This is a genomic window from Actinopolymorpha sp. B11F2 (genome assembly GCF_040195635.1).
In the GTDB taxonomy this organism is placed as follows: Bacteria; Actinomycetota; Actinomycetes; order Propionibacteriales; family Actinopolymorphaceae; genus Thermasporomyces.
Genome location: NZ_JBEFTX010000021.1, coordinates 80,877 through 94,997, shown reverse-complemented (window position 1 = coordinate 94,997; position 14,121 = coordinate 80,877). Strand labels below are relative to the sequence as shown.

The 14,121-nt window shown below is 69.4% G+C and carries 16 protein-coding genes; 7 read left to right on the top strand and 9 right to left on the bottom strand.

The features are described from left to right. Positions 1-275: 275 nt before the first annotated feature. Positions 276-761: a hypothetical protein gene (locus ABN034_RS29315; RefSeq protein ID WP_349694218.1), complete on the top strand. Its 486-nt coding sequence runs from the start codon at positions 276-278 to the stop codon at positions 759-761. Positions 762-861: 100 nt separating this feature from the next. On the opposite strand, the gene ABN034_RS29310 is transcribed toward ABN034_RS29315, so the two are convergent. The 3 genes from ABN034_RS29310 to sodN form a co-directional block, all read right to left on the bottom strand. Further along, a complete protein-coding gene (locus ABN034_RS29310) occupies positions 862-1,740 on the bottom strand; it encodes an RNA polymerase sigma factor SigF (protein WP_349332015.1) in 879 nt (292 codons plus the stop codon). Then, complete coding sequence (locus ABN034_RS29305) at positions 1,737-2,288, bottom strand: ATP-binding protein (protein ID WP_349332016.1); 552 nt, start codon at positions 2,286-2,288, stop codon at positions 1,737-1,739. Before ABN034_RS29305 ends, ABN034_RS29310 begins: the two co-directional genes overlap by 4 nt. Before the next feature lie 242 nt (positions 2,289-2,530). Continuing rightward, positions 2,531-2,935, bottom strand: coding sequence for a superoxide dismutase, Ni (gene sodN, locus ABN034_RS29300; RefSeq protein ID WP_349332017.1), 405 nt, complete (start codon positions 2,933-2,935; stop codon positions 2,531-2,533). Between the two features lie 31 nt (positions 2,936-2,966). Here sodN and ABN034_RS29295 point away from each other — a divergent pair, with 31 nt between their 5' ends. Continuing rightward, positions 2,967-3,407 carry a S24 family peptidase gene (locus ABN034_RS29295; protein ID WP_349694217.1) on the top strand — a complete coding sequence of 147 codons (441 nt, stop codon included), beginning with the start codon at positions 2,967-2,969 and terminating at the stop codon, positions 3,405-3,407. Here the strand turns inward: ABN034_RS29295 and ABN034_RS29290 are convergent. The 3 genes from ABN034_RS29290 to ABN034_RS29280 all read right to left on the bottom strand — a co-directional run bounded on the left by ABN034_RS29290 (position 3,349) and on the right by ABN034_RS29280 (position 6,144). Beyond that, complete coding sequence (locus ABN034_RS29290) at positions 3,349-4,161, bottom strand: amino acid ABC transporter ATP-binding protein (RefSeq protein WP_502879117.1); 813 nt, start codon at positions 4,159-4,161, stop codon at positions 3,349-3,351. The genes ABN034_RS29295 and ABN034_RS29290 overlap by 59 nt on opposite strands. A 127-nt stretch (positions 4,162-4,288) precedes the next feature. Further along, on the bottom strand, positions 4,289-5,236 hold the full coding sequence (locus tag ABN034_RS29285) for an amino acid ABC transporter permease (RefSeq protein ID WP_349694216.1): 948 nt from the start codon (positions 5,234-5,236) through the stop codon (positions 4,289-4,291). Beyond that, a complete protein-coding gene (locus tag ABN034_RS29280; protein ID WP_349694215.1) occupies positions 5,233-6,144 on the bottom strand; it encodes an ABC transporter substrate-binding protein in 912 nt (303 codons plus the stop codon). Before ABN034_RS29280 ends, ABN034_RS29285 begins: the two co-directional genes overlap by 4 nt. Before the next feature lie 468 nt (positions 6,145-6,612). Here ABN034_RS29280 and ABN034_RS29275 point away from each other — a divergent pair, with 468 nt between their 5' ends. The 5 genes from ABN034_RS29275 (at position 6,613) to ABN034_RS29255 (ending at position 11,978) form a co-directional block, all read left to right on the top strand. Continuing rightward, complete coding sequence (locus ABN034_RS29275; protein ID WP_349694214.1) at positions 6,613-7,794, top strand: NAD(P)-dependent malic enzyme; 1,182 nt, start codon at positions 6,613-6,615, stop codon at positions 7,792-7,794. Positions 7,795-7,948: 154 nt separating this feature from the next. Beyond that, a complete protein-coding gene (locus tag ABN034_RS29270) occupies positions 7,949-8,917 on the top strand; it encodes a zinc-binding dehydrogenase (RefSeq protein WP_349694213.1) in 969 nt (322 codons plus the stop codon). Between the two features lie 278 nt (positions 8,918-9,195). After that, on the top strand, positions 9,196-9,324 hold the full coding sequence (locus ABN034_RS29265; protein ID WP_349694212.1) for a hypothetical protein: 129 nt from the start codon (positions 9,196-9,198) through the stop codon (positions 9,322-9,324). Continuing rightward, positions 9,325-11,187 carry an ABC transporter ATP-binding protein gene (locus ABN034_RS29260; protein WP_349694211.1) on the top strand — a complete coding sequence of 621 codons (1,863 nt, stop codon included), beginning with the start codon at positions 9,325-9,327 and terminating at the stop codon, positions 11,185-11,187. Beyond that, complete coding sequence (locus tag ABN034_RS29255) at positions 11,184-11,978, top strand: serine/threonine-protein kinase (RefSeq protein ID WP_349694210.1); 795 nt, start codon at positions 11,184-11,186, stop codon at positions 11,976-11,978. Before ABN034_RS29260 ends, ABN034_RS29255 begins: the two co-directional genes overlap by 4 nt. Here ABN034_RS29255 and ABN034_RS29250 read toward each other — a convergent pair. From ABN034_RS29250 to ABN034_RS29240, 3 genes are read right to left on the bottom strand one after another with little or no spacing between them, the layout of a single operon-like run. Continuing rightward, complete coding sequence (locus ABN034_RS29250; protein ID WP_349694209.1) at positions 11,866-12,762, bottom strand: ATP-binding protein; 897 nt, start codon at positions 12,760-12,762, stop codon at positions 11,866-11,868. The two genes, ABN034_RS29255 and ABN034_RS29250, sit on opposite strands and share 113 nt — an antisense overlap. A 45-nt stretch (positions 12,763-12,807) precedes the next feature. Next, on the bottom strand, positions 12,808-13,245 hold the full coding sequence (locus tag ABN034_RS29245; protein WP_349694208.1) for a hypothetical protein: 438 nt from the start codon (positions 13,243-13,245) through the stop codon (positions 12,808-12,810). After that, complete coding sequence (locus ABN034_RS29240; RefSeq protein ID WP_349694207.1) at positions 13,242-14,006, bottom strand: response regulator transcription factor; 765 nt, start codon at positions 14,004-14,006, stop codon at positions 13,242-13,244. The genes ABN034_RS29245 and ABN034_RS29240 overlap by 4 nt, the downstream gene beginning before the upstream one ends. Positions 14,007-14,121: the final 115 nt, after the last annotated feature.

Sequence of the window (14,121 nt, the reverse complement as noted above, 5' to 3'; positions counted from 1 at the left end):
TTGGCCCCCAGCGCATGCACGTTTCAGGTGTGCCGCGCCTCTCTGCAGGCTCGATAGTTTCAACTCCTTCAGCGATACACAAGACCCTTTCTGTGGTAAGCCCTGGAAAAGTCGATGTCAGGTACGTCACAGAGCATCGGGAAAGCTTACGCATCGTGACTAGCGTGCAGAGGGGACTTACCCGATACGAGTCGAATTGACCCATCTACTCTCCGTATCCGTCGCCCGAGGTGGCGGAGATCCGCGTCGTTCGGGTCGGTGGATAGCCTTCAGTCATGGCAAACCGACGCCCGATCGGCACAGGCCGGGCGAAGCCGGCGACCAGGGCGGACGCGGCGGAGAAAGCGGACAAGGCCGAACGTGCGGGCCCGCAGGGGCGTGGCGACGGGCGACGCGTACCTGCGACACTGCGGGCCGCTGCCGCGCTCTCAGCCGTCGAGGCGGTCGCCGCGGTCGGTTTCGGGGCCTGGCTCGCTCTCGAGTCGCTGGTCCAGGCACCGCGCGGGCTGGCCATCGCGGTCGGTACCGGGGTCTTCGTCGTCGCCGTCGGCGTCGGGTTGGGCGTCCTCGGCTGGGGTCTCTTCCGCGCCCGACACTGGAGCCGCGGCCTGACGGTCGTGCTCCAGCTGCTCATGCTGCCGATCGGCTACGAACTCACCTCGGCACCCACCACACTCGCGGGGATCGGGATGATCGTGGCCGCGCTCGCCACCCTTGCGCTGGTATTGGCGCCGGCGTCCACGGCGGCGCTCCGCGACTGAAGCGCGGCAGGTGAGAGCGCCTGGCCCCTGGGCTGCTCGCTGGCGCCGCGTGGGCCGCTCGCTTCACCCGCGCGGCGCCCCCGGAGTTTGGGAGACGCGACTAGTCCTGGAGCAGGCGTTCGCGGAGCTGGGCGAGGGTACGCGAGAGCAGGCGGGAGACGTGCATCTGGGAGATGCCGACCTCGGAGGCGATCTGCGACTGCGTCATGCCTTTGAAGAAGCGCAGCAAGAGGATCCGCTTTTCCCGGTCGGGCAACTGGGTGAGCAGGGGACGTAGCGCTTCGCGGTACTCCACGCCTTCGAGGGCCTCGTCCTCCGAACCCAGCGAGTCGACGACCGCGGGCGCGTCGTCCTGCCCCTGGTCGGGTGCGTCGAGGGAGAGCGTGCTGTAGGCGTTGGCGGACTCCAGGCCCTCGAGCACTTCTTCCTCGCGTACGCCCAACTTGCCGGACAGCTCACCGACGGTCGGTGCGCGGCCGAGCTCCTGGGTGAGGTCGCCGGTGACGGTGGCGAGGGAGAGCCGAAGCTCCTGAAGGCGCCGGGGCACCCGGATGGCCCAACCACGGTCCCGGAAGTGTCGCTTGAGCTCGCCGACGATCGTGGGCGTGGCGTACGTCGAGAACTCGACGCCGCGTTCGGAGTCGAACCTGTCCACCGACTTGATCAGCCCGATCGTGCCGACCTGGACCAGATCGTCGAGAGGCTCGCCTCGGTTGCGAAACCTGCGGGCGAGGTGCTCGACGAGCGGAAGGTGCATCTCGACGAGGCGGTCGCGGATCTTCGCCCGTCGCGGATTGTCAGGAGTCAGGTCGCCCAACAGCGCGAACAGTTCGCGGGTCAGCGTCCTGGTGTCGACGACGGTGTCCAGACCCGGCAGGTCGTCAGTAGCTGGCGCCAGGTCGTGTGGTGCCTGGTGTCCGCGAGCGGCTGCTGCGTCAGCCGGGTCGGGACGGACACCTGTTGCGGGTTGCTCAATCACTTGTCTACCGCACCTGATTCGAATGGTGGGAGCTTGGTCGCGCCAGAACCACGCTGGTCGCGTGCGCGGGCGTGTCGTGCGTCGTTGAGGTCGCGGACATCTCCGGACGACATCGCCCGCTCGGGGCGCGCGGCTTCACCACGCTTGGTCAGGGTGATGGTGGCCCGCTGCTCATCGGGGTCGATCAGCGTCTCGACCTCTCCCGCCAGGGCGGTGAGGACCGTCCAGGCGAAGGAACTGCGGGTCGGCACTCGCGGGTCGCGCGAGTGGACGGAGACGGCGACCACCAGTTGGTTGCCGGCAAGCTCGAACCGGCAGGACAACTGTGAGTCGGGTACAGCCTGGGCGAGGAGGAGGGAACTCGCCTCGTCGACCGCGATCCGTAGGTCCTCGATCTCGTCCAGCGTGAAGTCGAGGCGGGCGGCGAGTGCCGCTGCGGTCGTGCGGAGTACCGAGACGTAAGCGGTCCGCGCCGGGACGCTGAGCTCGACGATGTCCGTCTCGTGGGCGGGTGCCCCCGGCGCGGCACTGTCGGGTACGTCGGTCACTGGTGGTCCTCCACCGTTGGTTTGGTCCGGCACGACAGCCCCACCGTACGCCGGGAGGCCATCGCTCGGCGGGCGATTGCGAACGGAGAGTGTAAGGAAGATTGCGTTGCGTTGGAAATTCGCGTCGATCGTGAAATGCGTACGGGCCGCATCCCTGGAGACTCGCCGCGCGAGAACCAGGGTGCGACCCGCATCGTCACATCGTGCCGGCGTTCCCGAAGACTCGGGGAGCCGGCACGAGGTCAGGCCTTCTTCGTCTCCCAGAAGATCTCGGCGATCTGGTCGATCTTGGCGAGCAGTTGGTCAGCGACCTTGACGTCGTTGCTGGCCTTCGTGCCCCCACCGCCGCCAGCGAGTTTGGTCGCCTGGTTGAACAGCTCGTTGAGCTGCGGGTACTTCTCGAAGTGCGGCGGCTTGAAGTAGTCGGTCCACAGCACCCACAGGTGGTGCTTCACGAGGTCCGACCGCTCCTCCTTGATGATCAACGCACGCGTCCTGAAGTCGGCGTCGTCACTGTCGTTGTACTTCTCGATGATCGCCTTGACCGACTGGGCCTCGATGCGGGCCTGCGCGGGGTCGTAGACTCCGCAGGGCAGGTCGCAGTGCGCCGAGACTTCCACTGCCGGCGCGATCAGGCGCGAAAGCATCCCTCTCCAACCTTTCCAAACCATGTTCAGCATGACGTTGCAGCGGTTCTTTGTGACCTTCTTGCGACACTACTCCTGTGCCCAAACGCCGCTGAGGGGGACCTTTGTGTCGAAGTACGGCATCGCGATCGTGCGGGGGCGGTCGATGCTGCCCACCTTGCGTGACGGTGACCGGCTGCTGGTGGCGTACGCACGGACGCCGCGGCCCGGGTCCCTCGTCCTGGTCGTGCTGCCGGGCGGGCGGCCGCTGTCGGTGAAGCGACTCGTCCGACGGGAGCCGGACGGTGGCTGGTGGGTCGAGCGCGACAACCCGCGGGAGGGCATCGACTCGTGGCACGTCGGTGCCATCCCCGAAGGCGACCTGGTGGCCGTCGTCGTCGCCAGACTGCGGGTCGTCACGGCGTTCGTGCGGCTCAGGGACCGGCTGGCGGCTGCCCTTCCGCCGCGCGGTCGCGGTCGTCTGCGTTCGTGACACCGCCGACGCGCTGGAGGAAGGTGCGGGTGCGGGGGTGGGTGGGATGGGTCAGGACCTCCTGGGGCGCGCCGGTCTCGATGACCGCGCCGTCGTCCATGAAGACGAGCTGGTCGCCGACCTCCCGAGCGAATGCCATCTCGTGGGTCACGACCAGCATCGTCATGCCGTCAAGAGCCAGTTGACGCATGACGTCGAGGACCTCGCCGACCAGCTCCGGGTCGAGCGCGGACGTCGGCTCGTCGAACAGCATCAGCTTCGGTCGCATCGCGAGCGCTCGCGCGATGGCCACCCGCTGCTGTTGCCCGCCGGAGAGCTGGGCGGGGTACTTGTCGACGTGCGGACGCAGGCCCACCCGGTCGAGCAGCTTGTGTGCCGCCTCGTGCACGACCGCGCGCGGCTCCTTGCGTACCCGTAGCGGTGCCTCCATGACGTTCTCCAGCGCCGTCATGTGCGGGAACAGGTTGAACTGCTGGAAGACCATGCCGATGTCCTGGCGCTGCTCCGCCACCTCCGCGGCCTTGCGTTCGTACAGCTTTCCGCCGCGCTGCCGGTAGCCCACCAGCTCGCCACCGACCCAGAGCCGGCCGGCGTCGATCTTCTCCAGGTGGTTGACGCACCGGAGCAAGGTCGACTTGCCCGAGCCCGACGGCCCGATGACGCAGCAGACCTGGCCGGGCGCGACCTCGAGGTCGACGCCCTTCAGCACCTCGTGGCGGCCGAACCGCTTGCGGACCCGTTCGGCCTTCACCATCGCCGCCATCGCCTCGGTCGGCACTGTGTCGGTCGGCACTGTGTCGGTCGGCACTGTGTCGGTCGGCACTGTGTCGGTCGGCACTGTGTCGGTCGGCACTGTGTCTGTCGGTTCTGGCGTCATCGCCTCAGGCACCTCCCGCGCCACCGCGCGCCAGCCGCAACCGGCCGGCCGCGACCCGTGAGCCGCGGGCGAAGTGGCGTTCGATGAAGTACTGCACGACCATCAGGATGCTGGTGAGCGCGAGATACCACAGGCACGCGCCGATGAGCATCGGGAACACCTGGAACGTCCGGCTGCCGATGCCCTGCAGCTGGAACCACAGTTCGTACGCCGGAACGTAGGCGACGAGGGCGGTGTCCTTGAGCATGGCGATCGTCTCGTTGCCCGTCGGCGGGATGATCACCCGCATCGCCTGCGGCAGGATGATCCGGCGCAGGGTGAGCGGCCGGCGCATGCCGAGCGACTCGGCGGCGTCAACCTGGCCTTGCGGGATCGACTGCATGCCCGCGCGCACGATCTCGGCCATGTACGCACCCTCGGACAGGGCGAGGCCGAGCGTCGCCGCGACGAAGCCGGTGACCACGGTGCGGGCGTCGAATCCGAAGAACCGCAGGCTCAGGTCGATCCCGAACAGATCCGCGATCCACCAGTCGAACGGCACGCCGATCTCGAACCGTGCGTAGAGGATGCCGAGGTTGCCGAAGAGCACCAGCAGCACCACGCGCGGGACGGCTCGGAAGAACCACACGTAGACCCACGACACACCCGACAGGATCGGGTTGGTCGAGAGCCGCATGATCGCGAGGACGACGCCGATCACGATCCCGATCACCATCGCGACGACGGTGAGGACGACCGTGTTCCGGGCACCTTCGAGGACCGGCGGCGCGAGGGCGTTGGCGACCATGAAGTCCCACTGGAACGCGTCGTTCGTGAGCAGCATGTGCACGAACATCGCGGTCAGTACGACGATGCACCCGGTGACCACCCAGCGCCAGGGATGCCGGACGGGCACCGCCCTGATGAGCTCGGCCTCGGAGGTGGCCACCGGGACTGTGGGTCGCCCGCTCATGGCGTCGAGGGGTTGACCTGCACCTGTTCGGCCGTGACGGCGCCCTTGTCGTTGCCCCACTTGCCGAGGATGTCGGCGTAGGTGCCGTCCTCGATGATCGCCTGGGTGGCCTTCTGGATCGCCTCGGCGAACTCCGTTTCGTCCTTGTTGACAGCGATGCCGTAAGGCGCGTTGCCGTAGGGCTCACCCAGCAACTCCAGCTTGCCGCCGGTCTGCTCGACCGCGTAGACGGCGATCGGCAGGTCAGCGGTCATCGCGTCTTCCTTGCCGGTCACGACGTTGGTGGTCACCGTGTCCTGGCCGGGGTACTGGTTGATCGTGATCGCGGGCTCGCCGGCCGCCTCGCACTTCTTCGAGCGCTCCTGCAGGTCAGGCACCTCGATGGTGTCCTTCTGGACGCCGATCGTCAGGCCGCAGGCGTTGTCGATGTCGACCTTCTTCGGGTTGCCCTTGGTGGTGACCCACTGGATGGGGGAGTTGAAGTAGGCGATCATCTGCGTCTGTTCCATGCGTTCGGCATTGATCGTGAACGACGAGACGCCCGCTTCGTATTTGCCCGACTGGATGGCGGGGATGATGTCGCCGAACGCCGAGGGCACCCATTCGACGTCGAGGTCGAGCTTGCCGGCGATCGCGTCGAAGAGTTCGACGTCCATGCCGATCACGGTCTTGCCGTCGGCGTCCAGGAACTCGTTCGGCGCGTAGCTCGCGTCGGTGCCGACCCGGATCTTGCCGTCGGAGGCGATCGAGTCGGGGACGAGTGCGGCGAGCTCGGACTCCGGCGTCGTCTTGGCCTCGGGCGACTCGGTGGCGGACGGATCATCGCCGCCGCAGCCGGCGAGGGTGGTGCCGATCGCGAGGAGGGCGCCGCCGGAGGCAAGAATGCGGCGGATGTGCTGCCTTGTCATGACACGTCCTTTGCTCTCGTAACGGCGCGACGCCGCCCGGACGGGGTGGTGACCAGAAGCGTCGCATCTGAATTGTTCAGCTTTGTTAAGCAGCGCCCGTGGGCGTTCGTTACGCACGGCATTGGCTCGGCAACGGCGGGTGGGCTCTTGGTTGCTGCCGCCCCGGAGCCGACACATGGTATGACAGACTTTCCCCATACGGGTGACCCCCGTTTGGCATTGCGATCGACCCGGACCTGATCGCCCGCGGCCGTGTTGTTCCATCCGTCCAAGGTGCCGGCCGGGCCCTCTTCGTGGTTGTTCCGTTTTCCGGCGCCCTCGCCTTCTAGGACAGGGTTCCGCATGTCTTCTGACGCTTTGACCGATCCGTCCGCCACTGCTCCCGTCCCGGAGGTTCCGCCGGTTCCGGGGGTTCCGCCCGTACCGAGGGGACCGGGGGGACCGGGGGTTCCGGGGGTTCCGGGCACGTTGGGTGTCACCCCACCGGTGCCGTTCGACGACACCGACCCGGCCTTCCCGTTCCACCGTGGCGGCAAGCTCGAAGTCGCGTCGACGGTTCCCGTCCGCGGGCGCGATGACCTGTCCCTTGCGTACACCCCGGGGGTGGCGCGGGTGTGCACGGCGATCGCGGAGCGGCCCGAGCTCGTCCACGACTACACCTGGAAGTCCCGTACCGTCGCGGTCGTCACCGACGGCACCGCCGTGCTCGGCCTGGGTGACATCGGCCCGGAGGCGTCGTTGCCGGTGATGGAGGGCAAGGCGCTGCTGTTCAAGAAGTTCGGCGGCGTCGACGCGGTGCCGATCTGCCTGGCGTGCACCGACGTCGGTGAGCTGGTGGAGACGGTCGTACGACTGGCACCGGCGTTCGGCGGCATCAACCTCGAGGACATCTCGGCCCCGCGGTGCTTCGAGGTGGAGCGGCGACTTCGCGACCGGCTGGACATCCCGGTGTTCCACGACGACCAGCACGGTACGGCGATCGTCGTGCTGGCGGCGCTGACCAACGCGATGGAGCTGACCGGGCGCAAGCCGATCGACACGAGGGTCGTGATCTCCGGTGCGGGTGCTGCCGGCGTCGCGGTCGCGGCGATCCTGCTGGCGTCGGGGTATGAGGACATCGTGGTGACCGACCGGGGCGGCGCCCTGCACGAGGGACGGACCGATCTCAACCCGGTGAAGCGAAGCCTTGCCGCGACGACGAACCCGCATCGTCGTACCGGCGCGCTGGCCGACGTGATGCGGCGTTCCGACGTGTTCATCGGGGTGTCCGGAGGGTCGGTCGCCGAAGAGACGGTCGCGTCGATGGCCGAGGACTCGGTAGTGCTCGCGCTCGCGAACCCCGACCCCGAGGTGCATCCCGACGTGGCGGCGCGGCATGCGGCGGTGGTCGCCACCGGGCGCTCGGACTTCCCGAACCAGATCAACAACGTGCTGGCGTTCCCGGGTGTGTTCCGGGGCGCGCTCGACGTCCGGGCGCGGCAGATCAGCGAGGGGATGAAGCTGGCTGCCGCTGCGGCGTTGGCGGAGCTCGTGGGCGATGAACTCGCGCCGTCGCGGATCATCCCGTCCCCGTTCGACGCCCGGGTGGTGCCTGCCGTGGCGGCCGCCGTCGCCGACGCCGCTCGCCGCGAAGGCCTCGCCCAGCGCTGACGCCGCCGGTGGCTTGCAAATGACCACGCTGGGCATGCGAGTGGCACCCGGACCAGGCATGTACGCATGGACGGCCACCACAGGCATGCCCAACGTGGTCATTTGCCGGGCTCGCCGACCCCAGCTGGGCCCCGGTGATGGGTAGGGTCAGGGTGTGTTTGCCGCTTATGCCGTACGCATCGACCCGAACGATCCGGTAGCCGGCCTGGAGGTCGGTGAGCGACCCGAGCCCGAGCCCGGCGACGGTTGGACCACAGTCACGGTCCGGGCGGCCGCGCTCAACCACCACGACCTGTGGTCGCTGCGAGGGGTCGGCCTGGCGGAGAAGCAGCTGCCGATGGTCCTCGGCACCGACGCCGCCGGGGTCGACGAGGACGGCAACGAGGTCGTCGTCCACGGCGTGATCAGCTCTCCGGACTGGCGTGGCGACGAGACGCTGGACCCGCGCCGGTCGCTGCTGTCGGAGCGTCATCCTGGAACCCTCGCCGAGCGGGTCGCCGTGCCGCGCGCCAATCTGGTACCCAAGCCGGCGTCGCTGAGCTTCGAGGAGGCGGCCTGCCTGCCGACGTCGTGGCTCACGGCCTACCGCATGCTCTTCGTCCAGTCCGGTCTCCGCCCCGGCGGCACCGTGCTGGTCCAGGGTGCGGGCGGCGGCGTCTCCACCGCGCTAGTCACCCTGGCCAAGGCGACCGGGCACCGGGTGTGGGTGACGAGCCGCGACGAGGCGAAACGCGCCCGTGCCGTCGACCAGCTCGGAGCCGACGCGGCCTTCGAGCCCGGCGCCCGGCTGCCCGAACGCGTCGACGCGGTGATGGAGACCGTCGGTGAGGCGACGTGGAGCCATTCGCTGAAGTCCCTCCGCCCGGGCGGAACGCTGGTCGTGTCTGGAGCGACGAGTGGCCCGAATCCGCCGGCCGACCTCAACCGGGTCTTCTTCCTCCAGCTGCGGGTCGTGGGCTCGACGATGGGGACGCGGGACGAGCTCGCCGGACTGCTGCGCCTGTGCCACGAGACCGGCGTACGCCCACTGGTCGACCAGGTGCTGCCGCTGTCCGATGCGCGCAAGGGACTGTCGGCGATGGCCGCAGGCGAGATCTTCGGCAAGGTCGTCCTGACGCCGTGAGGGCGCTGCCTCGCGTGGGATGAGGGGCGCCTTCAGGCGAACGGTCGTTGGATGAGGGGCACCCTCACGCGAACCTATGGGGTGAGGGGCGCCCTCATCCGAACCGCCGTTGGATGAGGCACCTCACGCGAACGCCGCGGCGCACTAACCGGTGATCAGCCGCTGGATAACGCCAGGCTAATGATCACCCTCGCCCGTTGTCCTTCGCGGTGACGCGCACAAGTCTCGATGCAGGCCCTCGAAACGCGAGGGAACAACCTGTGAGAGAGGCGATTTCGATGCGTCTGTTCACCGACCTGGGGGCCGCACTGAGCGGTCGCAGCGCGAAGTCCCAGACCCGTACGCGTACCGGCCGTTCCGGAAAGTCGAAGCGGTCCAAGCAGAGCCGTACGACGGGGACGAGCTGAATGGTCCAGGAGTCTCGGAGCCGGCGGGAGCGATTCCGCCGGCTCCACCTGCGCCTGGCGCGCCTCGTCACGGTGCCCGAGGGCTCGGGCGGGATCGTCGCCGCCGCCCCGGTGCTCAGGGTGCGGGAGATCTTCACCCGCTTCTGGCCGTACGCACGACCTGACCGGAAGGTCCTCGCGGCCAGTCTGCTCTTCGTTGCTCTCACCCCGCTGACGGCGGCCGCGTCGATCTGGGTCTTCAAGCACATCATCGACACGGTGCTCGTCGGCCGGCAACTGGACGCCTTGTGGGTGCTGGGTGGGGCATTGCTCGGTGTCACGCTTGTCGCCGGAGTCGTGTCGTACGCCTCGAGTGCGGTGTCGGCCTGGCTGGCCGAACGCTTCCTGCTGCGCCTGCGCGACGCGGTGTTCGTGCACGTGCTCCGCCTGCCGCTGGCGTTCTTCGAGCGGTACCGCGCGGGTGATGTCGTGTCCCGGCTCACCAACGACGTCAGCGCCATCGAACGCCTCGTCGTCAGTGGCGTCACGCGGTCGGCCTCCTACGCCGTCCGCATCCTCGTCTTCGCCGGGCTCGCGCTCTACCTGCGGTGGGAGTTGGCGCTGCTGGCGTTCGTCGTCGTCCCGCTGTTCTGGTGGGTCGCCCGGCACTTCTCGCGTCAGATCAGGACGGCGTCGCGGGAGAAGCGGCGTCGTACCGGGGGAGTAGCCGCGGTCGCTGAGGAGACCCTCGCGAACATCCCGCTGGTGCAGGCGTACGGGCAGGAACGCGCCGAGGCTGGCCGGCTGCATGCGGAAGGTCGCGCCCGGATGGCCGCCGGACTCGCGGCGAACCGGATGTCCGCGCTCTACTCACCAGCCATCGACGTCATCGAGGCGGTGGGCGGCCTGCTGGTGTTCGCGGTCGGCGCCTGGGAACACGCGCAGGGGCGTTTGACCATCGGCGGCCTGCTGGCGTTCGTCGCCTATCTCGCCCAGCTCTACCAGCCGATCCGCAGCGCGTCGCGGCTCGCCACCACGGTCTACGGCGCGTCGGCGAGCGCGGAACGCCTGGTGGAGTTGCTGGATCACGCGCCGGACGTGGAGCAGTCGCCGCGCGCCGTGCCGTTCGTGCATGGTTCGCACGACGTGCACCTGGACGGCGTGACGTTCCGCTACCCGGGTGCCGAGCGTGCCGCGCTCCACGGGATCGACCTGCGGATCGCACCGGGTGAGACGGTCGCCGTGATGGGGCCTAACGGTGCCGGCAAGTCCACGTTGACACGGCTGCTGCTGCGCTGGGCCGACCCCGACTCGGGGGTGGTACTCATCGACGGGACCGACATCCGCGACCTCGACCTGGAGTCCCTGCGCGCCCAGGTGGCCGTCGTCCTGCAGGAGACGATGCTGTTCGACCGGACCGTCGCCGAGAACATCTCCTACGGCGCACCCGCCGCCGGTCCGCCGGAGGTGTTCCGGGCGGCCGTCGCCGCCCATGCCGACGGCTTCGTCCGGGAGCTGCCGGATGGCTACCTCACGCGGGTGGGCCAGCGCGGCCGCCGACTCTCCGGCGGCCAGCGCCAACGGCTCGCGATCGCGCGTGCGCTCATCCGGCCCGCGCCCTTGCTGATCCTCGACGAACCCACGGCCAGTCTCGACGCGCCGGCTGCCCGCGCCGTCATCGCGCCGTTGCGCCGCCTGATGGCCGGGCGTACCACGCTGCTCATCACCCACGACCGGTCGCTCGCCGCACTCGCGGACCGCACGATGGTCCTCGACCGGGGACACATTGTCGCCGAGCACCGCCCGCCGGCCGGGCCCACCTCGCCGCAGCCGCTCGCTTCGCCGCAGCCGCCAGCGGCAGCGCGATCGGCCCCGGTCCGATGAGTCGTCCGCTGCCACCGGACTACCAGCCGGTCCAACTGCTGAGTCGCAACCACGACTACGACGTACGCCTGGTCCACAGCGCCGAGCGCGACTGTCTGTGCGTCGCGAAGTCGGTCCGCGGATACCGACTGCGCGACCAGGCAGTCGTCGACCGGCTGCTCACCGAGGGTCGGCTCCTCCAGCGATTCACCCATCCCCACCTGGTCCGGGCGTACGACGTGCGGGAGGCACCGCGTCCGACCGTGATCCTGGAGGTGCTGCCCGGGCACACCCTCAGCCGGCTGGTCCTCGACCGGCGTACCGGTCTGGCTGTCCCCGACCTCGCCCGGCTGGGGAGCCAGCTGTGTGCGGCCCTTGCGTACCTCCATCGCCACGGCACGCTGCACCTCGACCTCAAGCCGTCGAACCTGGTGGTGGCGGCCGGGCTGCTCAAGGTGTTCGACCTCGGCCTCGCGCAGTCGCCCGGGCCGAGTCCCGCCGGGCAGGGCACCCCTGAGTACCTCGCGCCGGAGCAGGCACGTGGGGCCGACGTGAGTCCGGCGACCGACGTGTGGGGGATGGGCGGGGTGCTCTACCGTGCCGCGACCCGGAGACGGCCGTTCCCCGACGCGGGCGGTGACCACTTCCCGCAGATGCACCGGAAGGTCGACCCGATCGGACGCCGGCTGCCTCGACGCCTCACCGACCTGGTGACGGCATGCCTGGATCCGCTACCCGGTGGTCGACCGAGGGTGGCGGAGGTGGCGGCGGGCCTGCGCGCCCTGCTCCCGGTGGACCCATCTCGACGGTGACCTCGAGGCCGCCCAGGGGAGAGGCTCCGAGCGCGATGTGCCCTCCCGAGGCTTCTGCCGTACGCCGGACGATGTCCAATCCGAGACCGGTCGACCCGCCACCGCTCGCACCCCGATCAAGGACCACGGCGCCAGGCGGGATGCCCGGTCCGGCATCGCCGACGGTCAGGACGACGCCGCCCGCGGGCATTCCGCACAGTCGTACCGCGAAGGCCGTGCCTTCTGGAGTGTGCGCGAACACGTTGCCCAGCAGGGCGTCGACGAGTGCGGCAAGGTCCCCGGCCGACAGACCCACCGGCAGGAGCGTCGTGGGCACGTCCGTGGCGACCTCGCGGCCCTCCTCCTCGGCCAGGACCTGCCAGAACCCGATCCTGTCGTACACCACCGACACCGCGTCACACACCGGCCCGCCGGATGCCACTCCCCGGTCTGTGACCCCGCGTCGCGCCTCGATGATCGCCTGGTCGACAGCGCGTTCCAGGGCGTCGACCGCGCTGGTCAGCCGGGCGGCTTCGGCGGAGGTCAGGGCCTCGGCCTCGATCCGCAGCACGGTCAGAGGTGTACGAATCCGATGGGACAGGTCCGCGACCGACTCGCGTTCGCGCGTGAGGAGCTCCCGGATCCGGCCAGCCAGTGCGTTGAGAGTCGTACCGACCTCACTCAGCTCCGGGACGCTCGCTGGTCGTGCGCGGGCGTCGAGATCGCCGTCGCCGAGCCGGCGGGCCACCGCGTCGAGATCGTGCAGCGAACGTACGGTCGACCGCGCGAGCCGGTCCGCGACCACCAGGCCGAGCACGAGCAGGCCGGCGCCGAGTAGCCCCAGGATCAGTCACGCGCGCGTGACGCCCACCCGCAGCTGTGCGTCCGAGATGTACGACCGCACGACGGCCGTTCCGTCCGGCAGCCCGAGCGCGGCGATGAGCACCTCGCGACCGCCGGGCGCGACCGCGGTGATGCTGCGACCCTGCTGCGCGAGGTCGACGGCAGGGGACCGTCGTACGTCATCGCCGAGAACGGTCCCGTCAGGGAGGAACACCGTGACGGGGACTCTGCTCACGTCGTCGGCGCTGCGCAGCTCCAGTGTCGAGGCCAGCGTCGACCGGTCCAAGGTCGCGACCAGCGGGACGACCGACTCGGCCTCCCGGGTCGCCTCGCCCACAGCCCGGTCGGCCGCGACCTGCTGGAGGAGCAGCCCGAGGGGAATGAGGAACGCCGCGAGTACCAGACTCGTGGTGGCCCCGACCAGGAGGGCGAGCCGGCGTCTCATCCGTACGCCGGCCCACTCGGTTCCGCCGGCCCACTCGGTTCCGCCGGCTCACTCGGTTCCGCCGGCTCAGGGCTCGCCGCCGGTTCCGGTGGAGCGAGCTTGACTCCGACACCGCGCACGGTGTGCAGGTAGCGCGGCTCGGCCGCCGTCTCGCCGAGCTTGCGCCGCAGCCACGACAGGTGGACATCCACCGTCTTGTCCGCACCGCCGTACGGTTGCCGCCACACCTCGACCATCAGGTCACGCTTGGAGACCACGGCACCGGCGTTCTCGGCGAGGAACAACAGGAGTTCGAACTCCTTCGGCTTCAGGTCGAGTACCGTCCCCGCGAGCCTCGCGACGCGGGCACGTGCGTCGAGGGTCAGCTCACCGACCGTGAGTGGACCGGCCACGGCGGCCTCGGTCGTACGCCGGAGAACCGCCGGGATCCTGGCACCCAGCTGTCCCGCGCTGAACGGCTTCACGAGGTAGTCGTCGGCGCCCGCGTCGAGCAGCCGGACGATCTCCTGCTCGTCGTCACGGGCCGTCGCGACGATGACCGGGATGTCCGACACGCCCCGGAGCATGCCGAGTACGTCGCGGCCGTCGATGTCGGGAAGGCCGAGGTCGAGGACGACGAGATCGGGTTGGTCGCGCAGGACGGCAGACAGCGCCACCCCGCCGTACGGCACCGAGGCGACGACATGACCGGTCGCCGTCAGGGCGCGGGTGAGGGAGATCCGGATCGCCGGATCGTCCTCGACGAGCAGGAGGGACACCACTCCCACACCGTACTGAGGGCGTCCTTAACGCGGTGTTAAAGAACGGCAGCCCGATCCTCTTGCGCAGGCGGTGGAATGGGCGCCAGGGACGGCGTGAATTGAGGGCAGAGCCACT